Here is a 22659-nt window from a genome sequence, read left to right on the forward strand (position 1 = left end):
GATGTGTGCTGAGCTTAGATCTTGCCGATCAAGTCCAGTGATGGCGTCAGAGTCTCAGCCCCTTCCTTCCATTTGGCGGGACATACTTCACCTGGGTTGGCGGCGATGTACTGCGCCGCTTTGATTTTGCGCAGCAGCTCGCTGGCGTCGCGGCCGATACCGCCGGCGGTGATTTCAACAATCTGGATACGACCTTCGGGGTCGACCACAAAAGTACCGCGGTCGGCGATGCCTTCCTCCTCGATCATCACGCCAAAGTTGCGGGTCAGGGTGCCGGTTGGGTCGCCAATCATTGGGTATTGAATGGTGCCGATGGCGTCCGACGAATCGTGCCAAGCTTTGTGAGTAAAGTGGGTGTCAGTCGATACTGAATAAACCTCTACGCCCATCTGCTTAAAGGTCTCGTAGTTGTCGGCCAGATCACTCAGCTCGGTTGGGCAAACAAAGGTAAAGTCGGCAGGGTAAAAGAAAAACACGCCCCATTTGCCCAGTACGTCTTTATCGCTGACGTCGATAAAGTCGCCGTTGACGTAGGCTTTGGCGTTAAAAGGTTTCAGTTGGCTGTTGATATAACCGCTCATGGTATCTCCTCGTTAAGAATGTCAGCGTTGTGCTGGGAACGAGATCTATACTATGAGAAGTTATAGATTTATTAAAATTAGCTATTATTATAGGTGTTATAAATTAAGACAATCGTAGTTGGTTTTATGATAGTTTTATCGGCGCCAAAAGGCGGGTGTAAGCAGTACCAGTAAGGTAAATACCTCTAGCCGGCCGAGTAGCATGGCAAAGCACAAAACCCATTTGGCGGGACTGTTAATGTCCCCATAGTGAGCGGCAACCTCGCCCATACCTGGGCCCAGGTTGGTGATACAGGCACCGACAGCCGAAAAGGCGGTGCGTAAATCCAACCCGGTGGCGATAAGTACTAGGAACATGGCGGCAAACGACACCACGTACATGGCAAAAAAGCCCCACACGGCTTCAATAACCCGGTCGGGCACGGTGATTTTGCCCACTTTCACCGAGATGACGGCGTTGGGGTGAATCAGGCGGTGGATTTCTCGCATGCCCTGTTTGTACAGCAGCAGCACCCGGATGTTCTTCATGCCGCCGCCCGTAGAGCCCGCGCAACCACCCAAAAAAGCAAACAAAAACAACAGGTAAGGTAAAAAGCTCGGAAAGCTGGAATAGTTGCTGGCAAAGCCGGCGGTGGTCATCGTAGAAACAAAGTTAAATATGCCGAGATAAAAACTGTCGTGGAATGAGAACGTCTTAGAGCTGGCGAGATAAGCCACGGTAATCACTGAGCCAATGACGATCCAGGTGAGGTAAAACTTAAGCTCGGCGTCGGCCACATAGTGGCTGATGGACTTTTCGCGCCAGACGAAAAAGTGCAGGGCGAAGTTAATACCGGCAATCAGCATAAACACGGTGCAAATCATCATGATGGCGGGCGACTCAAAATGCAGAATACTGGCGTCGTGAGTCGAGAAGCCGCCGTTGGCGATGGTGGAAAACGCGTGGCAGATGGCTTCAAACCAGTTCATTCCCGCCACTTTATAAGCCACTGCACAGGCAAAGGTAAAGACCAGATACATAGTAAATAGGGCTTTAGCGGTTTCGGTGATGCGGGGGGTTAATTTGTTGTCTTTGACCGGCCCCGGCGCCTCGGCGCGATACAGCTGCATACCGCCGATACCCAGCATGGGCAGGATCGCCACGGCAATAACAATAATACCGATACCGCCAAACCACTGCAGTTGTTGGCGGTAAAACAAAATAGACGGCGGCAGGGTATCGAGCCCCGTAATGACCGTGGCCCCGGTGGTGGTTAGGCCCGACACAGACTCAAAGAAGGCATCGGTAATTGACAGGCTTAAACCGTCGGAAAAATACAGTGGTACGGCACCAAACGTCGCCAGTACCAGCCAAAAGAGGGCGGTAATCAAAAAGCCGTCGCGGGTGCGCAAATCGGCTTTAGAGCGGTACACCGGCAGCCAAATTGCCATGCCGGCACTAAAGGCCACGCCAAAGCCCCACAGGAAGGTCATATAGTTGTGGTCGTTAAACCACAGGCTCACCACAATAGGCAGCAGCAGCGTCAAGCTGAAGATCATCAGCAATACGCCTAGTACGCGCGCAATTACCGCAAAGTGCATAGCGGCTCCGCGGTAACGGTGGTGGTTTGCTGTGGTGTTTGAGTCATGTACCTGCGCCCGTTAAAAAAACGTGAAGCCAACCTGAAAGAGTTTTTCGATATCGCGAATGTGCTTTTTGTTGAGTAGAAACACAATGACGTGATCCCCCGACTCTACCACCACATCATCGTGGGCGATGATCACCTCACTGCCCGACTCCGTATCGCGCACGATGGCGCCAATATTGGCTCCCTGAGGTAGGTCGATGTCCTCCAGCGCGCGGCCGACGACCTTGGATGAATTTTTGTCGCCATGGGCAATAAGCTCTATGGCCTCGGCGGCTCCGCGCCTTAGTGAGTACACACTCACCATGTCGCCGCGGCGCACGTGTGTCAGCAGGCTGCCGATGGTAGTAGTCTGTGGCGAGATGGCAATATCGATGTCGCCGCCCTGCACTAAGTCGACGTAAGCCGGGTTGTTAATTAGCGCCATAACCTTGCGCGCGCCCAACCGTTTGGCCAGCATCGATGACATGATATTGGCTTCATCATCGTTGGTTAGTGCTAAAAACACATCCGTGTCTTCGATGTTTTCGTCGCGCAGTAAGTCTTGGTCAGAGGCGCTGCCACCGAGCACAATGGCGCGCTCCAGGTGTTCGGATAAATGCTCGGCGCGCTGTTTGTTGTGCTCGATGACCCGCACGTTATAGCGACCCTCGAGTTTGCGAGCGAGCCGCATGCCGATATTGCCGCCGCCGGCGATAATGATGCGCTTGTAGGCGGTTTCCATGCGGCGCAGCTCACTGATAACGGCACGGATATCGTTTTTACCGGCCAGAAAAAACACTTCATCGTCGGCTTCGATAACGGTGGAGCCGGTGGGCATAATCGCCCGCCCACGGCGGTAAATGGCCGCCACCCGGGTATCCACCGAGGGCATATGCTCGCGCAAAAAGCGCAGCTCCTGGCCGATAAGCGGGCCGCCATGATAGGCCTTGACCGCCACCAACTGTACTTTACCTTCCGCAAAATCCAGTACCTGTAGGGCACCTGGGGTTTCGATGAGGCGAAAAATATAATCTGATACCAGCTGCTCGGGGCTGATCAGCACATCAATGGGAATAGCGTCGTTGCAAAACAGTTTGTTGTTGGTGAGATAAGCGGTGGCTCGTACCCGGGCGATTTTGGTGGGGGTGCGAAACAAACTGTGCGCTACCTGACAGGCGATCATGTTGGTTTCGTCGTTGTTGGTGACCGCCACCAGCATGTCGGCGTCCTCAACGCCGGCCTGAACCAAGACGTCGGGGTGCGAGCCGGCGCCGTTCACCACGCCGATATCCAGCCGGTCGCGCAGTTCGCGCAGGCGGGCGTTGTCGGTATCGATGATGGTAATGTCGTTCGATTCGCTGGCGAGGTTTTCTGCCAAGCTTGCGCCCACCTGCCCCGCACCGAGAATAATAATTTTCATAAACCTGCCAGGTTTGTCCGTAACGATTGGTGCGGGCTGAACGCCGCAAGGCAAACTTTACCGCTTTTAGTCGCCACTTGGCTACGCTGGGCCGGTTTTTCTCAAGCGCGCGTAGTAAAAGCCGTCGTGTCCGTCCGGTTGTGGTAGCAGTTGGCGGCCATGGCGTTGGGGTTGGCCCCAGGTGGCAGAGATGGGCTCCTCGCGGGCACTCTCAGTACGCGCCAAAAAGGCCTCAATAACGTCGCAGTTTTCGGCCGGTAAAGCCGAGCAGGTGGCGTACAGCAAGATACCGCCCTCGGCCAATGTGGGCCACAGGGCATCCAACAGCTCGCCCTGCAGCGCGGCCAAACGGACGATGTCATCGGGTGTGCGCAGCAGCTTAATATCGCTGTGACGCCGCACTATCCCGCTGGCCGAGCAGGGCGCGTCCAGTAAAATCCGGTCAAACGCTTCGCCATCCCACCAATCGTCCGGGCGTGTGCCGTCGCCGGCAAGGGTAGTAGCGGTCACTTGCAGCCGGGTTAGGTTGTCGCTGACGCGGGCTAGGCGGCGCTCTTCCAGATCGAGCGCCACCATCTCGGTCAGTGCCGGCTGGCTCTGTAGCATATGGCCGGTCTTACCGCCCGGCGCGGCGCAAGCGTCCAGTACTCGCTGGCCGGGTGCTAGCTCAATTAACGGGGCGGCCAGCTGGGCGGCTTCGTCCTGCACGCTTAGTAGGCCCGCGTTAAAGCCGGGCAAGCCGGTGGGATTACAAGCTTGCTCGAGGGTAATGCCTGCTGCGCTGTAGGGGCAGGGCTGCGCCGCGATCGATTCGGCGGCCAACTGGGCGAGATAATCCTCGCGCGAGCACTGATTGAGGTCGACCCGGACGGTAAAAGGCGGATGGGCGTTATTGGCGGCGATTATCTGATCGACGCTGTCAGGCCACGCCTGGGTATAGGCGTCCAGCAGCCAGCGCGGGTGCGAACTCTTAAATTCTGGGTTGTCGGCTAGCGTCTCACGTAAAACCTCGCTGCCGCGCTGAAATCGGCGCAGTACACCGTTTATCAACTTAGTCGCCCAGGGCTTTTTCAGAATGCGTGCTCCGGCGACGGTTTCACCGATGGCGGCGTGATCGGGAATGCGCGTGTACTCCAGCTGGTACAAACCCAGCAAAAGTAGCGCGGTAATGTCGCTATCTTTGCTGCGTAGGGGTTTATCGAGCAATTGCCTCAGGTAGGCGTTTAGCCTGGGGTAGTAGCGCATCGTGCCGTAGCACAGCTGCTGCACCAGCGCGCGGTCGGGCTCGCTAACTTTGCTCTGCCACACCGGCAGTGCGCTGGACAGTGAGCCTTTGCCGCGCAGCAGCTCGGCGAGGGCCCGGGCGGCGGCAACCCGGGGCTTCAAAGGGTTGCCTCTGGCTGCATAAACTCGTCACCCACACTGAATAAATTGGCATTGCCGCGCAGTAGGTCGGCCACGGGTAACGCGCGTTTGCCGGGCAGCTGCAGCTGGGTGAGTTGCAGCGAGCCGGTGCCGCAGGAAACGCGCAGGTAATCACTGCCAATCGCTACGATGCTGCCGGGTGCCGCGTCGGTCGTCGGGCCAATATCTGCCTGCCAAACCCTGATGCGGGTATCGGGTGCCTTTTGCGGGCGACAAAACGCCACCGGGAATGGGTTAAAGGCGCGAATTTTCTGCCCGAGGTGCTCGGCGCTTTGGTGCCAGTCGAGTTCGGCCTCGGCTTTGCTGATTTTGGGGGCGTAATTGCTGAGCGCGTCGTCTTGCGCCTCGGCAATGGCGGAGCCGCTGGCCAGTTGCGCTAAGGTGTCACTCAGCGCAGGGCGACCCAAGGCCTGTAATTTGTCGTGCAGGCTGCCGCCGGTATCCTCTGGGGTAATGGCGCAGCTAACTTTGTTGAGCATAGCGCCGGTGTCCAGGCCGACATCCATTTGCATAATGGTGACCCCGGACTCTGCATCGCCCGCTTCAATGGCGCGCTGAATGGGCGCCGCGCCGCGCCAGCGTGGTAATAAAGAGGCGTGCACATTAATACAGCCAAGCCGAGGGGTATCCAGCACGGCTTTGGGTAACAGTAGGCCGTAGGCAACCACCACCATAACGTCGGCGTTGTAGCTGGCCAGCAGTGCCTGGGCATCGGCACCTTTTAGGCTTTGGGGTTGGTGTACGGGTATATCTGCGGCTAGAGCGCGCTCTTTTACTGGGCTGGGTTTAAGCTTTTTGCCGCGCCCGGCGGGGCGATCGGGCTGGGTGTAGCAGGCCACCACGTGGTGGGGGCCGGTGATCAGAGTGTCCAGATGCGCGGCGGCGAACTCTGGGGTGCCGGCAAATATGAGGCGCAGCGGTGCGGTCATGGAGTTCCTTAATGGTAGACGGTTGATGGCGAGCCGATAACTCGAGCGGCTCGCCGTCCGTTAGGCGCGGGCGCGATGTTGTTTTTCGAGCTTTTTACGAATGCGCTGGCGTTTGATCTGAGAAATATAGTCGACAAATAGCTTGCCGTTTAAATGATCCAGCTCGTGCTGAATACACACGGCCAATAATCCGTCGGGGATCAGCTCGAAGGGTTTACCGTCGCGGTCGAGCGCATTCACTTTAACCTCGGTGGGGCGGTCAACGCTTTCGTAAAAGCCGGGCACCGAGAGGCAGCCCTCATCGTAGGGGGCCTGATCTTCGCCCAGCACGGTGACTTCAGGGTTAATCAGCACCAGAGGCTGATTTTGATCCTCTGATATGTCGATGACTACGATACGCCGGTGCACATTGACCTGGGTGGCTGCGAGGCCAATACCCGGGCAGGCGTACATGGTCTCGAACATATTGTCGATTAACTCGCGTACGCTGTCGTCGACGGTCTCGACTGGCTTAGCAATGGTACGCAGGCGAGGGTCTGGAAACTCAAGTATTTCTAATAGGGCCATAAGCTTTGTGACAAACTTCTAGTAAAAGGGTAACAACCGCTGCTAACATGATGATCGCACAGGAATTACCCTGAGGTTAGATGCGTCTAGCGATTCGCTTCGCCAGATGCAGTAAGCTATTATAACGACTAAACCGCTCAGGGCCGAACAAAAACAGGATCGGTTTCTATGAAAAAAATGATTTTTGCTGTTCTGGCGCTGTCGTTGTCGGTCGCCAGTCTATACTCTTGGGCCGAATCGGCGGCCTTCAAGTCTGATTCACCGGATGAGTATGTCGTTGTGAAAGGCGACACACTGTGGGGCATCTCGGATATGTTTTTGGAGTCACCCTGGATGTGGCCCGAGATTTGGCACGCCAATCCCGACATTGATAACCCGCATTTGATCTTCCCCGGTGACGTGGTCCGCTTGGTGTATATCGACGGCCAGCCGCGTTTAACGGTAGATCGCACCGTACGTATGGCACCTGGCGGCGATGCTAAGCTAAAGCCCACCATTCGTGTGATGCCTCTGGAAGAGGCGATTCCGGCGGTTCCGCTGGATAAGATCGCCACCTACCTGTCGCGCTCGCAAATTGTAATGCCCGATGAGATTGAGGGCTCGCCTTATATGTTGGCCGGCCCCGAGCGCCGTCTGATTGTGGGTAAAGGCGACGTTGGTTATGCGCGCGGTACCTTTGATGACGAGATCGACAACTACAACATCTATCGCGAAGGCGAAAAATTTGTCGATGAAGAAACCGATGAGCTGCTGGGCATCCACGCGTTAGGTGTGGGCGGGGCCCGGGTCGATAACGTGCAGGGCGAGGTCGGCACCTTGATGATCACCCGCTCGTACGAAGAGATTCGCGCCGGCGACGTGCTGTTGCCAGCCCGCGAGCGCTCGGTTGACTCCATTTTTTACCCCAGTGCGCCAGACTTTCCTATTGAAGCCGAGATTCTGGCGGTTGAAGGCGGTGTCACTAAGATCGGTAAAATGGACATTGTGATTGTCAGTAAGGGTGATCGCGACGGCGTTCAGGTGGGCAACGTGTTTCAGGTGTATGTGCGCGGTGAGCTGGTTGACGACCGGGTAGCCGGAGAGCGCATTCAGCTGCCCGATGAGCGCGCTGGTTTGGCGATGGTGTTCAGCACGTTCGACAAACTTAGTTTTGCCATTGTGATGGAGGCTACCCGGCCGATGGCTGTGGGCGATGCCTTGCGCAACCCTTAATATTTTTTGATACACGCGGCGCTCCAGTCCTGGGGCGCCCCATAGCAAGGATGCTGTGACTATGGATGGTCAAACCTCTCTCGCTTCACTTCTTACTTTATTACGCCTGCCCGGTCTCGGGGCAACAACCTACTGCGATTTGCATCGCCACTTTGGCTCGGCAACGGCTATTTATCGCGCCGATACCGCGACGCTTAGGCCTTGGCTGGAACCCTCGAGCCTGCAACTGCTGCAGCGGGTTCGCGATGACGCAGCGCACGAGTGGCATCAGGCTGTTGCCCGGGAGTTAGAGTGGCTCGGCGAGCACCCGGACGTACGGCCGGTCGAGTGGGGCGCGGAGGAGTACCCGGCGCTGCTGGCGCAAATTGCCTGTGCTCCGGCGCTGTTATACGTTAGGGGCGCGCTTGATGCCATCGAGCTGCCGCAACTGGCGATTGTCGGCTCGCGCAACCCAAGCTCTGGTGGGCAGAGCAACGCCCACGAGTTTGCCCGCTATCTGGCCGGGGGTGGTTTTGCCATTACCAGTGGCTTGGCGTTGGGGGTGGATGCCTGTGCTCACCGCGGTGCACTGGATGCTGGGGGTGTAACCATAGCCGTTCTGGGGACCGGTATTGATCGGGTGTATCCCGCGCGTCATCGCAGTTTGGCGGCCGAGATTTTAGACAAAGGCGGCGCTTTAGTGTCCGAGTTTCCTCTGGGTACCGGCTCTAGTGCCAGCAACTTTCCCCGGCGCAATCGTATTATCAGTGGTTTAAGCCTCGGCACGCTGGTGGCTGAGGCCGCGGTTAAAAGCGGCTCGCTGATTACTGCGCGCTACGCGCTGGAGCATGAGCGGGAAGTATTTGCGATTCCCGGATCGATTCATAACCCTATGGCAAAAGGTTGTCATGCTTTGATTAAACGCGGCGCAAAGCTCGTTGAATCGGCCACGGATATCGTCGAAGAACTCGGTGGTGCGCTGGCGTTTAAGTCGCAACAGCTCGGCGGGTCAGCGCCCGATTGCTCGCACCTGTCTGCTCAGCAGCGCCAGTTGCTGGAGCTGGTGGGTTATGATCCGGTGAGCCTCGATACCCTGTGCCAGCGCAGCGCACTGGAGCCGGGGGCTCTGGCGGCAGAGCTGATGACGCTCGAGCTCGAGGGCTTGGTGAGCCAAACCGGCAGTCTTTACTGCCGCTGTTAACGACCGCTATCGGGGTTGTGCGGTGCGCTGCTCCAGCGCGCCGGCGGCCCGGGTGTCGGCTTGGATGTGGCGGTAGGCGTAGCGCCCGAGATACCCCGCCATGACTAAGATGGCGGCTACGGTGGCAAGGCTCAGTAATAACACGGCGTCGATCATGGCATAGTCTCCGGTTAAAGGTTGTGGCGACGGGTTCAGCGTCGCCGTTACGCTAAGACCATCTTGCCCCAGCCGAAAAACAGCGCCTTGATTCAAATCAAATCTGCCTTGGAATATTTCTACAAATGGACAACATTTGTACGATTAGCGCGTGAGAATCTTGTCAGTGGCGGGTTGTTACTGTAAGTTTGCCCGTTTTTCCTGCTAGGTAATGAGCATGAGTAGGCCGTTTGTTGCGATTTTAATGGGGTTAGGCGCTGCGTCTCAGCCGCATCGGGGTTTGATCGCCGCTAGCCTCAGCATTACCGAGCTGTGTCACAACGGTTTGCGAGTAGGTAGCCTGTGAGTGAGACAACAGTAGCACACGAGCTTGAGGCAGCCGCCCAGGCGGCACAAGCTGGTGGAGTTATCGCCTACCCCACTGAGGCCGTGTGGGGCCTGGGGGTAGACCCGGCCAACTCCCAAGCCATCGAGCGCTTACTGGCACTGAAGCAACGTGAGCGCGCCAAAGGGGTGATTTTAATCGCCGCCAACCTAGCGCAAGTTGAACCTTGGTTAGCACCCCTAACGGGGTCTGAACGGGCGCGGCTCGAGGCCAGTTGGCCGGGGCCGGTAACCTGGCTGGTACCCAATCGCGGGCAGGCATCGAACTGGGTAACCGGCGACTTTGACACTGTCGCTCTGCGGGTTACGGACCACCCGGTGGCACGGGCGCTGTGTTTAGCGTTTGGCGGCCCTTTGGTGAGTACCTCTGCTAACCCTCAGGGGCAAGAGCCGGCCCGCACACGTGACCAAGTGACCGGGTATTTTGGCGACCGGCTGCAGGCAGTTGCCCCCGGGCAAGTGGGTTCGCGCAACCAGCCGTCCGAGATTCGCGACCTGCAAACCGGTAGAATACACCGTCCCGGCTAACGGCCCGGTGCTTATTTGGCACCGCGGCCTTTGATATAAGACCTGCACAGCAATGGAGCTAGCATGAGCCAAGATTCAGGTGCCCCTGACAAACACGCGGTCAAGCAGTACTTGCTTCAGCTGCAAGACGAGATTTGCGCCGGTTTAGCTGACATCGATGGCGGTCAGTTTGTTGAAGACGAGTGGGTTCGGGCCGAAGGTGGCGGTGGTCGCTCGCGGGTGCTAGCCGACGGCGCTGTGATTGAGAAGGGCGGTGTTAATTTCTCTCATGTGCACGGCACGCAAATGCCCGCTTCCGCTACGGCTCACCGGCCAGAGCTCGCCGGCCGTTCGTTTGAAGCCATGGGCGTGTCTCTGGTGATTCACCCACGCAACCCCTACGCACCGACCAGTCACGCCAACGTGCGCTTCTTTATCGCCGAAAAACCCGGCGAAGCGCCTGTGTGGTGGTTTGGCGGTGGTTACGACTTAACGCCTTACTACGGTTTTGTTGACGATTGTCAGCATTGGCATCAAACTGCTCGCGATGCCTGTGCGCCCTTTGGTGATGACGTTTACCCTCGTTTTAAAGCCTGGTGTGATGACTACTTTTACCTAAAGCATCGCCATGAGGCGCGCGGCGTGGGCGGTTTATTTTTTGATGATGTAAACGAAGCTGGCTTCAGTGAAAGCTTTGCTTTAATGCAGGCTGTGGGCAATAGCTATTTACCGGCGTATGCCCCCATTCTGTCCCGGAGAAAGGATATCCCCTTTAGTGAGCGCGAACGCCAGTTTCAGCTGTATCGTCGCGGGCGCTATGTCGAGTTTAACTTGGTTTACGATCGCGGCACTTTGTTTGGTTTGCAAACCGGTGGTCGTACCGAGTCTATTTTAATGTCCCTGCCGCCGCTGGTGCGTTGGGATTACGATTGGCAACCCGAGCCAAACTCTGCTGAAGCGCAATTGACGGAAGAATTCTTACCGCCGCGCGATTGGCTTTAATAACAATAATCGAAAAGCGTAAACGTTCGGTAAACTTTCTCTGGTAGGTTTGCCGCTCGTTGACCAATAGGTACCCCATGAGTGATACATACGCCGTATTCGGCAACCCCATAGTTCAGAGTAAGTCACCTGTTATTCACCGTCAGTTTTGCGAGCAAACCGGTGAAGATATGACTTACACCAAGCAGCTGGTAGCAGAGGGTGATTTTAACATCGCTGCCAATGCGTTTTTTAAAGACGGTGGCCATGGCTTAAACATCACTGCACCTTTTAAGCAAGATGCTTTTGCCTACGCCACAAGCTTAACCGAACGCGCCCAACGCGCCGGAGCCGTTAATTTATTGACCCGTCAGGTCGATGGCTCGGTGACCGGTGATACCACCGACGGTGTCGGCATGATTAACGATATGCTTAACCTGGGCTGGGAACTGTCGGGCAAGCGGGTTTTGGTACTGGGCGCCGGTGGCGCGGTACGTGGCGTGTTGGAACCTTTGTTGGGGCAAAACCCCGTTGAGCTTTGTATTGCCAATCGTACCGCGAGTAAAGCGGAGGAGTTGGCGCGGGACTTTCACGATTTGGGTTCGGTGGCTGGCTCTAGCCTTGAAGCATTAGCGGGCAAGCAGTTTGATGTGGTGATTAACGGCACCTCAGCAAGCTTGCACGGCAGTTTGCCGCCTTTACCCGATGACTTGCTGGCCCCTAATGCAGCTTGTTACGACATGATGTACGCCGCTAACCCGACCATTTTTATGGACTGGGCCACTGAACATGGTGCCACAAAAGTAGCCGATGGTTTGGGGATGTTAGTGGGCCAAGCTGCGGAATCTTTTTACGCCTGGCGTCATATTCGCCCTGAGGTAGTACCTGTTATTACGCAGTTGCGGCGTAAAATGAGTGATGCAAAAAATAAGTAGAAAACCTTCCTAAAAAATAACACCCGCCGCGGACGGCGGGTGTTAGCGTGCCGTTAGCAATCTAAATTATTGCCGGGTGTTGTGCCCAGTATTTGAGTAAAGTCGAGATAAGTATTAATCCGGCTTTGCACTTGTGCTGGGTTACCGCCGTTACATTCAAGCGATCCGTTAATGGTGCGAATCGTCTCGCCAAAGCCATTGCCGTTAACCATCGACGTATGCGCCGGGCGATAGCCTGCGCCGCTTTGGGTCATCCAAAACCAAAGTGCTGTGCGCCATGCGGTTGTCGGGTTTTGCGCGACTTGATCGGGGTTCGACCATAAATCCAGCCCCAGCGCTTGACCGGCGGTGCAGTAGTTGTAGTTCCAACTTAACTGAATCGGGCCGCGACCGTAATACTTTTTACCCGGCGCGCAAACGCCACAGGCCGTGGACGTACCCGAGCAGTAAGTTCCCTGAGCGATCTCGTTGATGTAATAAAGGCCGCTGGTTTCGTGCGAAAAGTTAGCCAATGCGGCCGCCGCTTCACGTTTTTGCGTGGTGAGGTTGCCGCTGGTGGCAAACGCCGGGAAAGTGGCGGCGGCATTTACCAGGCCCGCGTAGGTATAAAACGTGTTGCGGTTGGGAAACATCTGGTTGAATTGTGCTTCGCTGACAATTGCCGAGAAGCCGTTACCACCGGGCACCGACGATGAACTACTACTGCTGTTACCACCGGGGCAAGATTGGGTGGGGTTCCAGAACCAGGTGCTGATGGTTGGGTCGTAGCCGGGATTATCATGTTCGGCAATATAATAAGAGCCGTTATAGATGACGACATCGCCGGTGTAATATACCGCAGACGAAGACCACTGCGGACAGGTGCCGTTGCCTGTGGATGATGAGCTGGATGAACTGACAGACGATGAGCTCGAGCTGCTGGAAGAGGAGTTGTTACCGCCATTACAGGCGCCTAGCTCGTTCCAGGCATTGCTCCAGGCCCAACCGTCTCCGGGCGCGTAGGGCCCGCCGACAGAGCACCAACCAGCGACGCTACATTGATAGGCGGTGTTGTTGTTTTTAACGATTGCACCATTGCCGTATGAGCTGCCGTCGGCGTATTGCGGTACGCTTGCGCAGTTGTAGGCGAGCGCTTGCTGCGCCCCCAGTAGGGCAATGGCAAACAGTGCCATTTTGCTAAATATATTCATAGTGACGTCCTTTCTGTGCATAGGGTTTATTGTGATACCGCTCGGTTTGAACGGGTTTTCACCACACCGCTACTACGCGTTCCATACAACAGTTTAAAGACGGTGGGCGGGCGCCTAAACAAAGGTTCTGCGCTGACTTTTTTCAGCTAGATCTTTACGGTTATCGTCATGTATAGCGTTATGGGTAAACAGTTGCGCGAGTTAAGGTTATTGTCAGGTGGACTGCACGCGGCCTTCACTGGGTGAAGACACGTTTGACCATAGGTGAGTTAGACAACGTTGTCAATTCTGCGCTGACAAGAGTGAGATCTGATTCAGGTAATTAGTGCGTAGCGGGGAGATAAATAGGTAAACAGCGTAAAAGGAGGGGGGCATGGCCCCCTCTGAAAGATCAGTCCCAATCCAAACGAATATCCCAGCCGTAGCGGTGTTCGCCATCCAGCGGTGCAATGGCGGTGTCGATGGTTTGATAAACATTATCGGCCGGGGTCAACACGGCATCGCGGCCAAACAAAAAGCTCTGATCCTGCACGATGCGGTAATAGGCCTTGTTTAAATCCAACGCTCGCTCCGGTGAGGGAGTAATTAAATCGTACAGAGTGTCTTGTGCCGCAACTTTTTCATGCTTAACAATACCTTGGTCGTCAAACCAACGTTCAAGCATTTCGGCGTTTTGACGAAACTCATCGCCGCCACCGACACGCTCCAGGTAGGTTAAGTACTCGCCTTGAGTTTCGCCTATGTTGGGTGCATCGCTAAGAGATTTTAAATCGATATAACCCCAACCATTCACGCCGGGTTTTTTTCGGGCGAAGGCAAAGGTTTGATCAATAGTCGTACCAATGGTTTTGTGGCAACCCATGCAAAAAAACTGTTCTTGATCATTTTGCTTGCGCATTTTGCCGTCGGCGTTTTCGATAAATCCCCACAGCAACCAGCCCATGCCATTGCTCATGCCGCGATCATCGTGATTAACCACCGCCGGTAAATTGCCAAAATGCTTTTCTTTGGCTTCGCGGTAGTAAGCGTTTCTTAATCGCTCTTGCGGCATAAAGGTATCTTTGCGCATGTAGCGAACTTCTTTCATGCGGCGGGCGTTACTGATGCTGCCGTCATCCTCTATGCCTACATAGCGTACCGTGTGTAAAAACTCGGTGCCTTCGGGGTACAGCATATGGGTAAGGGGAGTATCCTTGGCGTCACCAAAAAAGTGCGTGGTGCGCTCTACGCGGGAGACGTTTGAGTCGAGTTGTTGATCGCCGTTAAAGTCGATGCCGGTGGCGGCCTCATCAAGTGCAATGCTGGGTAAGCTGGTTTTATCGACAATGGCCATTTCCACCAGGCTTAGATTGGCAAAGTAAACATCGCGTGAAAACTGGCCGTCGATTTCGCTAAACGCCTCGGGTAGACGAATCATCACATCATCAGTGGAGCCGTTAGTGGGCCAGAAGGTGCTGGGCACGGGTTTGTAGTTGAACGCGACCCAACGGCTGCCGTCGAGCGCTAAGCCGTTTTCATCGAAGGCGGCGGCACCATCGGCGAGGTTTTCGATGACGGGCGCGCGGCCGCTCCAGGCGTCGGACTTAAACCACGCAGCCAATGCCGAATAGTTATCTTGGTTGATGTAATCGTGCATAAATTCGTCGCTGATGTCATCGATCTCTGCACGACGATTTTTAAATAAGTTGCTCCAGCGATTAGTATTGCCAATGTCAGAGAAATCGTAGCTGCCCTGTAAGAAACCATCGTTCATCATGTTGGGGTTGGTGCGATCGTTGGGATAGCTTTGGTGGCAAATGTAGCAAGGGTTATTTTTGCCTTCGGTTTTGGTATAGCACTGGGGCGGAATAACCGCTTCGGGATTATAGGTAATATTGTGGGTTATATAATCCTCCGGAGCGTGCACGGTCTCGGCGTCGGCGGTTTGCGTTAGGCTTTGCGGGGTTTTGTCACAGCCCGTTAATAGTGCTGCCACAATAAAGAATAAGGGGGTGAGTAATCGGGTCATGGTGTTGCCTATGGGTACTGGATATTGGTATCGCATAAACGAAAAAAGGAGCCGCGGTGCGGCTCCTATAGCAATCCGTTATTTTTTTGATTAATCATTAACGCTTGGGTCGTACATCCACAAGGTGTTGTTCTCCTGGAAGCCGTCTTCGCCAATGACCAAACGGCCGTCGTCCAGAACGATCACGTTGTCAGGTTGTGACAAAGCGTTTACGTCGCAGCGCAGTGCACCGTCCAGAGTAGAGCGGTAGGTAGAGCCCATGACTACGGGCTCTATGCGGTTGGTGCTGTAAGCATCGGCGCCAGTCAACAGCGGCATACGATATACGCCACCACAATCTTTTACCCGTGGCGAAAGCTGCATATCACCTTCATCGTCGATCATGCCGTTGTCCATATCGGCAATGGCAAAGTAAACGTAGGCTTGATTAACGTCCTCGTTGGCGATCATGTCGGTACCTTCAACGGCTTCTTTCGCCCGTTTTTGGTTAACATAGATGCCTTCAAACTTGCGCCATTCGTCGGTGGCGCCTTTGGCGCGAGCGGCTTTGCGTGACTCCAAAAACGCGATGCGATCATCCATCGCCATTTCGGCTGTGGTGCTGCCGCCGCCGTTGGCAACGCTTGGGTAGCTGGCTTCTCCTGCAGCCCAGGCCTCGGCATCAGCGTCGGTGAGGTAGTTACTTTGGCCTTCGACAAAATCGGCGGTGGTGATGTCGTCGAAGTCGGCAATCCAGCTGTCGATGGTGGCATTGTCGCTGTGCGCTAACTCGATCCACTGCACATCGAAGCCTGTGGTGAGAGGCTCAAAGCTGCCAGCGTCTTGGGTGACTTTGGCGCCATACAACGTTCCGCTCGATAAATCGCCGGCGGTATCGGCAACGAACTTAAACAACACGCCGTCGGTATCATCTTGCGACGAGTAAACGGTTTTTTGATCGGGCATTACGATTGAGTTTTCGTGCTCAAAGCGGCCCAGCGTGTAGTGCCTAACCGGAACCGGGGTGTCGCTGGTAGGCTCGGTAATCTCGATGGTGTAATGATAGCGGTAAGTGTTAGGGAAGCTCGAGGCGCTATCAGCATCGTTGGCGGTGGGGTCGATGTACATCGCCAGCACATCGCGGGCCGTCTGCTGAGAAGGATCGTTCCACTCCTCGGTATTGTCACCTTGATTGCCCCACTCTTCGGAGGTTAGTGGAGTGCCCCAAGGGGTAACAGAGCCAAAGCAATTGGCGATGGTGCCGTAAGTGCCAAAGTCCAACATCTGCACATCGTTGCTGTCGACTGACCAGTAGCCGGTGCTGGCGTTTTTGTTGAGCTTTAAGCGGCTCATGGCACCGGGAATAGACTCCCAGTTAGTGAACAAATAGCCTTGGTTTTCGCCCGTAGAGACAAAACCGTTAAAGTCCGGGGTATCGGAGGAGGCCACCACAGTGGACTTGTCGGTTGCGACAATACTGCCAAGGCCTTCAGGCATAGCGCCGCCGAAAGTGTCCATGGTTTGAGCAATGACTTGGTATTCGCCGTAGGCAACCTGGACGGTTTGACGCTCTTGCTCAGTCTCAGGTACACCAACAGACACCAGATGTTTGGGCAGCTGGTTAATGTTGACGCCAGCCAGTACACCCACGGTGCCGTGGTTAAAGGTTTTGCCGTCGGCGTCGGTGGCGCTGTTGGCGCTATCGGGGTGCTGAACGTTAAAAAATAAATCGCCGTCTTCGGTGGCGAAAGCGCCGGTCACTTCGGCGCCTGCCGGCACAGTAGCCAGGCGAGTTAGGCCGGGGGTCATCAGGCTGGCGTTACCGCCGCCTTCGCCACTGCTGCCGTCTGAGCCATCACTACCGTCGGCACCTGCCGGGCCCTGTGGGCCTTCGGGGCCAGCTGGGCCCTGAGCACCGGTGGCGCCGTCGTTACCGTCGTCACCATCACAAGCTGCTAATGCCATCACACTCAGCATAGCCAGTGCGAGCTTCCCTTTACCATTTAGCCGAAACGTCATTGTGTTCTCCTCGATCAATAGTTATTAGCACGGTTGAAGTGCCAACACGTTAGAGGCGAAAAATGACGTTAAATATCAGCTTCGATGACGTTTCTGTGAAATTTGTGTAACAAAGAGATGGTGCGCCGCCACGGCCAGGGTACCGTGGCGGTGAAGCTTACGAGGCTTCGTCGATTGGCTCTTGGTCGAGCTGGGGTTTCTCGTGGCGGTTAGATTTAACCGAGCCTTTGCGGTGCGCCAAGGCGGCCTCAAGCTTTTTGGCCGCTTGGGCAATGGCCGCGTACATGTCGTGGTTGGCGGCTTGCACGGCAACTGCAGCCCCCAGATATTGGGTAGTCACCTCAACACTTTGGGAGGCGCGCTCGACCGTTAAGGTCACAGAAATAGATTCTAGCTGAGGAAAGTGCGAGCTGACTTTGGCAAATTTGGTGTTTACAGATTCACGAATAGCGTCGGTGATATCGACATGGTGACCGGAAAGTTGGATTTGCATACACTGGATTCCTTGTACCATTGAAAAAGCACTACTAACAACTTTACCGCTAATAGTACGGAAGAAAGAGGCGGTGTTTTTTGCCAGCCTCTTGTTAAACATGCGCCCGAAATCGGTAAAATTCAAGCGCGAATGTCATAATATTTTCATGTGGTTTTGTATTACGGAAACAAAGGTGGAGAAATGTGATGTGGCAGCAATCCGAGTTTAGTCTGGCTCCGCGGAGTCGGGGCTTTCATTTGATTACCGACGAGATAGAGCGTCAGCTACCCGATATCAGTCAGCTTCAGTGCGGTTTGCTGCACCTGTTTATCCAGCATACATCGGCCAGCCTTAGCATTAACGAGAACGCCGATCCGACCGTCCGCATTGACCTCGAGAGTCACTTTAACCAGTTTGTGCCCGAGCGGGCGCCCTATTATCGCCATGATTACGAGGGCGATGACGATATGCCAGCCCACATTAAAAGCAGTATTTTGGGGGTGAGTGTGAGCGTGCCGATTAGCGCCGGTAGGTTAAACCTGGGCACCTGGCAGGGTATTTACCTGTGCGAGCACCGCAATCGCGGCGGGTCGCGCAGGCTAGTGGCGACTGTACAGGGTGAGTAAGTCATTACTAGCGGCAGGGCACACGTCTCTGCGATTGTTAGAACGCGATAAGCTAAAGGGGGCGGAACAGACTAGGCTATGCAGTGACCATTTTGGCGCCGCGGATAAGCCTGGTGTTTGGGTGTGAATACCACCGAGGCTGGCGCGCAGCATTTTGGGGCGCAAAACGGTATACTTGCACCGCTTCGGGTAATTCCGCAAAAAGCCGTTAGAGGTAAACCATGACACAACCCACTGAGCGAACGCTCTACCCCAGCCTGCGCGGCAAGCGGGTATTTATTACCGGTGGCGCTACCGGTATCGGCGCCTGCATGGTCGAGGCTTTTTTGTATCAGGGCGCCATAGTGGGTTTTGTGGATATCGCCGAGGAAGACGGTTCTGCGCTCTGCACCCGACTCGCGGCGGCTTATGGCAATGCCGTGTGTTTTCGCGCCTGTGACGTTACCGATGTCGCTGCGCTGCGCGTTACTATCGGTGAGATGTGCGAGCAGTTGGGCACTTTTAATGTGCTGATTAACAACGTCGCTAACGACAAACGCTGTGATCCTCGCTCGCTGGAGGATGCCAGTTGGCACAGCTCGATGGCGGTTAACCTGGATGCCGCGTTCTTCACTACCCGCGCTATTGCCCCCGGTATGGCCGAGAGCGGGGGTGGATCTATCATCAACTTTAGCTCGATTAATGCCCTTTACGGCCCGGCCGAAATGCCCAGCTATGTGACCGCAAAGGCAGGGCTTTTAGGGCTGACCCGCGCTCTGGCATCCGACTTTGCCCGGGATAACATTAGGGTAAACGCGCTGGTGCCGGGCTGGGTGGCTACCGACAAACAGCTGGAAAAATGGCTCACTCCCGAGGCCGAGGCCAAGTGGATGGAAAACGTGCGCCTGCAGCGCCGCTTAAAACCAGTGGATGTCGCCAATATGGCGCTGTTCTTGGCCTCCGAAGACGCCTCGATGATAACCGGGCAGCAGTTTGTGGTTGATGGTGGTCGGTTGTAAATGCTGCACGGCTGTAGCGGTGATCGCTATGGCGCAGCCGAGAGTACAACAGCGGCGCAATACCAAGGTGTTTAATCGTGCAGTTAGTCAATGAAATAGCGGTTGGCTGCGAGCTGGGTGAAGGTGTGTTGTGGCACCCGATCGAGCAGTGCCTCTGGTGGACGGATATTCACGGCTGTACCCTCTATCGTTTTAACCCCAGGCAAAACAAGATAACCCGCTTTAGTGTCCCCGAGCGCCTAACGGCTTTTGGCTTTACCGCCGATCCCGAGCGCTTGATCGTGAGCTTTGCCTCGGGCATAGCCAGTTTCTGGCCCGCTAGTGCTAAGCGGGTATCGCATGCCACACCCGAGCAGGGCCGTCCAGGGCAGCGCTTTAACGACGGCCGGGTGGACCCCCGTGGGCGCTTTTGGGCCGGCACCATGAATGAACTCCAGCCCGATACGGCAAGCTCTGCATTGTATTGTTGGAGTACGGACTGTCACCGTGAATTAAGCGGCCTACAAATCTCGAACGGCCTGTGCTGGAGCCCGGACGGGGCGACGGCCTATCATGCCGACTCGCCCACCCGATGCATTATGGCTTACGACTTTTCCCCGGAGGGTCGTTTTAGTGACCCCCGCCTGCTGGTGCAGACCCCCGAGGGTGCCTACCCCGACGGCGCCTGTACCGATGCCCACGGCAACCTCTGGAGTGCGCACTGGGGGGCGGGCCAGGTCGTGTGCTACAGCCCACAGGGTGATCTTTTAACCTGTATAAGCGTGCCCACCTCCCAGCCCACCTGCGTCGCTTTTGGCGGCCCCGATTTACGTGATTTGTATGTAACCAGCGCCTGGGAGGGCATGAGCGAGTCGCAGCGTTTAACCGAGCCCCGGGCGGGTAATATATTTGTGTATCGCGGTAGTGCCAAAGGGCGAGCGTGCGACTTTTATCGGTTGTAGCGCGTCCGGCTACAACATATTGTCTTGTGTCATAGCGCAGACTCTGTCATTGTTTTGCGTCTGGCGACGGGGCTAACACAAGGATAGTGGGCTTAATAAAAACAACACTATACGATTTATGACCATCGAACTCTTTCAACGGCTATCTTATAAATTGGCGCGCACCAGTTTTTTGGTGGTTGTGGTATTGGGGGTTCTGGTCGCAAGTTTGCAGGTTTACCTCGATTTTCGCAGTCACTACCAAGATATTCGGGAAAACGTTGAAGAGATTAGCCGGGTAAGTCGATCGGCCGCGCAGCGGGCTGTCTTTTTACTCGATGATCATTTGGCCGAGCAAGTTGTCGATGGCCTGAGTGAGTATCGTTTTCTCAACCATATTGCCATCTACGACGATCAAAACAAACTAATGGCAGAGTTTCGCCAGCCGATAAAAGTCAGCCAGACGTTGTGGCTGACTCACTTGTTGGTGGGGGAAGCCGAAACCTTTGAATATGTGTTGCAGTCTGACCCAGACACTCCCGCCGGCACCCTGCGCTTAGAGTTAAACAAAGATCAGGCCTTGAGCCCGTTTTACCAGCGTGCGTGGCGTGTACTGCTTACCGGTACCGCACGTAATATTGGTATTGCCTTGGTGCTGGTGCTGGTTTATCACTTTTTATTGACGCGCCCGCTGGTTACTTTGGCAAGTCGCTTTGCCGCGTTAGATCACAGCAAAGTGCCGGTCAGCGCTATCCCCCATTTACGTAAGCACGAGCACGATGAGCTGGGCTACATCGTAAATTCTGCCAACCGTTTGTTAAAAAACTTTAATGGCAAGCACATCGAGTTGCAGCATCAACAGCAACAACTGAGCTTAATTTTAGATGCCAGCCCCAACCAGGTATTTGCGGTCAATAGCGATGGCGAGCTGTTGTTTCACAATCAGGCGTTTAAACGTTATTTTGGCGCAAACGTAGGCAGCAATTATTTTACGATGTTGCGCGAAGTCGGGGTAAAAGAGGCTGAGCACATTAAATCGCTGATCATCCGTGTCTGCCGTAAACAGTCGCCATTGTTTAATCGCCAGCAAGATTTTTCTGGCATGCGCAACGAAAACCATGTCACCCAGATGTCGCTTGTGCCTTTTGTGTCTGATCATATTGTGTATGTCATTGTGGTGCTTAATGATATTACCGAGTTAGTCGAGGCGGAGCAGCGCGTAGAATACCTCGCTTATCGCGATACCCTTACTGGCCTGGCTAACCGCAATAAAATTCTAGAGCAGCTGCAGGAAGACCTGCATAAATGCAAAGCGGGCAACCGATACGGTGCTGTGTTGCTGATTGATCTAAACGACTTTAAGCGTATTAACGACACTATGGGCCACTCTTTGGGTGATGAATTGTTGTTGCATTTGTCGCAGCGTATGGCCATGCGGGTGCACGACCCCGAAACGCTTGCCCGGCTTGGGGGTGATGAGTTTATTTTAAGCATGCCCGATATATCTGACAATTTAGAGGAGGCCCGCGCACGTGCCGAATATGCCGCCAGCCGCTTTTTAGAAACGATTAGTCAGCCGGTGACGTTGGGTAACCAGGATTTTTCGGTCAATGCGACCATAGGTATTGCCCTTTACCCTTTGGGCGATATTACTGTCGAGCTGTTGTTGTCTCAGGCTGATACGGCGTTGAACGAGGCAAAACGCAGTGCGATGGGTAATTGTCAGGTGTTTGAACCGCAAATGGCAGAAGAAGTAAACCGCCTGTTACAGTTAGAGTCTGATATATGGGTGTCATTTCAGGAGCATCAATTTGTTTTTTACTTACAGCCGCTGATTGATTTACATACCCGTTCATTAGTGGGTGCTGAAGCCTTGATTCGCTGGCAGCACCCGTTGCGCGGTCAAGTGCAGCCGGCAGAGTTTATCGGGTTTCTAGAAAACTCCGATATGATTAATCCGGTAGGTTTGCAGCTACTGGATGATGTTTGCCAATTTATTCGACAACACAAAGAGACAGGAAGGTTTCCTGCCGAGTTGAGAGTGTCGGTTAACATCAGCGAGCGTCAGCTGTACGATGCTGATTTTGTCGGAAAGTGTTTGTCGGTATTGCGCAAATACAAATTGCCGGGCAGCTGTCTGGAGTTTGAAATTACCGAAGGCGCGGCGCTGCATAATCTCGATGAGGTTGTCGATAAAATGCGCAAGCTGCAAAACGAAGGCATTACCTTCTCGCTAGATGATTTTGGTACGGGTTACAGCTCGCTGAGTTATTTAAAACGTTTGCCCGTTAATAAAGTAAAAATTGATAAATCTTTTATCGACGATATCACCATCGACCCGCAAGATGCCGCTATGGTCGCATCAATTATCGCCATTGCGCAAAATATGAATTTAGTTATTGTTGCCGAGGGCGTCGAGACCGACGCCCAGGCTCAGTGGTTGGGCCAGTACGATGGCATTCTGATCCAGGGCTACTTGTTTGATCGGCCCCTGCCGCCGGACACTTTCGCGCAAAATTACCTGCCCGAGCTGCCGGATTTTTAACCCGTGTTCGCGAAC

Annotated in this window: 20 protein-coding genes; 9 read left to right on the forward strand and 11 right to left on the reverse strand. The window is 54.8% G+C overall.

Features of this window, described 5'->3' with window-relative positions:
* Positions 1-14: 14 nt before the first annotated feature.
* The 6 genes from ahpC to def all read right to left on the reverse strand — a co-directional run bounded on the left by ahpC (position 15) and on the right by def (position 6529).
* Positions 15-581 carry an alkyl hydroperoxide reductase subunit C gene (gene ahpC, locus SD69_RS02665; RefSeq protein WP_041521969.1) on the reverse strand — a complete coding sequence of 189 codons (567 nt, stop codon included), beginning with the start codon at positions 579-581 and terminating at the stop codon, positions 15-17.
* Positions 582-716: 135 nt separating this feature from the next.
* Entirely contained in the window at positions 717-2162 is a 1446-nt protein-coding gene (locus tag SD69_RS02670) for a TrkH family potassium uptake protein (protein WP_041521970.1), read from the reverse strand.
* Between the two features lie 60 nt (positions 2163-2222).
* On the reverse strand, positions 2223-3608 hold the full coding sequence (trkA, locus tag SD69_RS02675; RefSeq protein WP_041521971.1) for a Trk system potassium transporter TrkA: 1386 nt from the start codon (positions 3606-3608) through the stop codon (positions 2223-2225).
* A gap of 81 nt (positions 3609-3689) precedes the next feature.
* Entirely contained in the window at positions 3690-4994 is a 1305-nt protein-coding gene (gene rsmB, locus SD69_RS02680) for a 16S rRNA (cytosine(967)-C(5))-methyltransferase RsmB (RefSeq protein ID WP_041521972.1), read from the reverse strand.
* A complete protein-coding gene (gene fmt, locus SD69_RS02685; protein ID WP_041521973.1) occupies positions 4991-5962 on the reverse strand; it encodes a methionyl-tRNA formyltransferase in 972 nt (323 codons plus the stop codon). The genes rsmB and fmt overlap by 4 nt, the downstream gene beginning before the upstream one ends.
* A 60-nt stretch (positions 5963-6022) precedes the next feature.
* Complete coding sequence (def, locus tag SD69_RS02690) at positions 6023-6529, reverse strand: peptide deformylase (RefSeq protein ID WP_041521974.1); 507 nt, start codon at positions 6527-6529, stop codon at positions 6023-6025.
* Positions 6530-6697: 168 nt separating this feature from the next.
* Between def and SD69_RS02695 the strand changes: the two genes are divergently transcribed.
* Entirely contained in the window at positions 6698-7741 is a 1044-nt protein-coding gene (locus tag SD69_RS02695; protein WP_041521975.1) for a LysM peptidoglycan-binding domain-containing protein, read from the forward strand.
* A 61-nt stretch (positions 7742-7802) separates the two neighbouring features.
* The gene (dprA, locus tag SD69_RS02700) at positions 7803-8921 is read left to right on the forward strand and encodes a DNA-processing protein DprA (RefSeq protein WP_041521976.1); all 1119 of its coding nucleotides are present in this window, start codon (positions 7803-7805) and stop codon (positions 8919-8921) included.
* Between the two features lie 6 nt (positions 8922-8927).
* On the opposite strand, the gene SD69_RS18885 is transcribed toward dprA, so the two are convergent.
* Entirely contained in the window at positions 8928-9173 is a 246-nt protein-coding gene (locus tag SD69_RS18885; protein WP_198144046.1) for a DUF3149 domain-containing protein, read from the reverse strand.
* Positions 9174-9419: 246 nt separating this feature from the next.
* Between SD69_RS18885 and SD69_RS02705 the strand changes: the two genes are divergently transcribed.
* From SD69_RS02705 to aroE, 3 genes are all read left to right on the forward strand, one after another.
* Positions 9420-9989 carry a Sua5/YciO/YrdC/YwlC family protein gene (locus SD69_RS02705; RefSeq protein WP_041521977.1) on the forward strand — a complete coding sequence of 190 codons (570 nt, stop codon included), beginning with the start codon at positions 9420-9422 and terminating at the stop codon, positions 9987-9989.
* A gap of 63 nt (positions 9990-10052) precedes the next feature.
* Positions 10053-10970: an oxygen-dependent coproporphyrinogen oxidase gene (hemF, locus tag SD69_RS02710; RefSeq protein ID WP_041521978.1), complete on the forward strand. Its 918-nt coding sequence runs from the start codon at positions 10053-10055 to the stop codon at positions 10968-10970.
* A gap of 77 nt (positions 10971-11047) precedes the next feature.
* Complete coding sequence (gene aroE, locus SD69_RS02715) at positions 11048-11884, forward strand: shikimate dehydrogenase (RefSeq protein WP_041521979.1); 837 nt, start codon at positions 11048-11050, stop codon at positions 11882-11884.
* 53 nt (positions 11885-11937) lie between these two features.
* Here the strand turns inward: aroE and SD69_RS02720 are convergent, their stop codons facing one another.
* The 4 genes from SD69_RS02720 to hpf form a co-directional block, all read right to left on the reverse strand.
* Complete coding sequence (locus tag SD69_RS02720; RefSeq protein WP_041521980.1) at positions 11938-13074, reverse strand: glycoside hydrolase family 19 protein; 1137 nt, start codon at positions 13072-13074, stop codon at positions 11938-11940.
* 391 nt (positions 13075-13465) lie between these two features.
* Positions 13466-15082, reverse strand: coding sequence for a hypothetical protein (locus SD69_RS02725; protein WP_041521981.1), 1617 nt, complete (start codon positions 15080-15082; stop codon positions 13466-13468).
* 90 nt (positions 15083-15172) lie between these two features.
* On the reverse strand, positions 15173-17080 hold the full coding sequence (locus tag SD69_RS02730) for an alkaline phosphatase PhoX (RefSeq protein WP_041521982.1): 1908 nt from the start codon (positions 17078-17080) through the stop codon (positions 15173-15175).
* A gap of 157 nt (positions 17081-17237) precedes the next feature.
* Positions 17238-17573: a ribosome hibernation-promoting factor, HPF/YfiA family gene (gene hpf / locus SD69_RS02735; RefSeq protein WP_041521983.1), complete on the reverse strand. Its 336-nt coding sequence runs from the start codon at positions 17571-17573 to the stop codon at positions 17238-17240.
* A gap of 188 nt (positions 17574-17761) precedes the next feature.
* Between hpf and SD69_RS02740 the strand changes: the two genes are divergently transcribed.
* The 4 genes from SD69_RS02740 to SD69_RS02755 all read left to right on the forward strand — a co-directional run bounded on the left by SD69_RS02740 (position 17762) and on the right by SD69_RS02755 (position 22644).
* The gene (locus SD69_RS02740; RefSeq protein ID WP_041521984.1) at positions 17762-18181 is read left to right on the forward strand and encodes a secondary thiamine-phosphate synthase enzyme YjbQ; all 420 of its coding nucleotides are present in this window, start codon (positions 17762-17764) and stop codon (positions 18179-18181) included.
* A gap of 221 nt (positions 18182-18402) precedes the next feature.
* Positions 18403-19179, forward strand: a complete 777-nt coding sequence (locus tag SD69_RS02745; RefSeq protein WP_041521985.1) for an SDR family NAD(P)-dependent oxidoreductase — start codon at positions 18403-18405, stop codon at positions 19177-19179.
* A 77-nt stretch (positions 19180-19256) separates the two neighbouring features.
* Positions 19257-20120, forward strand: a complete 864-nt coding sequence (locus SD69_RS02750) for an SMP-30/gluconolactonase/LRE family protein (RefSeq protein WP_198144047.1) — start codon at positions 19257-19259, stop codon at positions 20118-20120.
* A 118-nt stretch (positions 20121-20238) separates the two neighbouring features.
* Positions 20239-22644 carry a GGDEF and EAL domain-containing protein gene (locus tag SD69_RS02755; RefSeq protein WP_041521987.1) on the forward strand — a complete coding sequence of 802 codons (2406 nt, stop codon included), beginning with the start codon at positions 20239-20241 and terminating at the stop codon, positions 22642-22644.
* The last annotated feature ends 15 nt before the right edge of the window (positions 22645-22659 follow it).

The sequence above is a fragment of the Gilvimarinus agarilyticus genome, from assembly GCF_000832015.1.
In the GTDB taxonomy this organism is placed as follows: domain Bacteria; phylum Pseudomonadota; class Gammaproteobacteria; order Pseudomonadales; family Cellvibrionaceae; genus Gilvimarinus; species Gilvimarinus agarilyticus.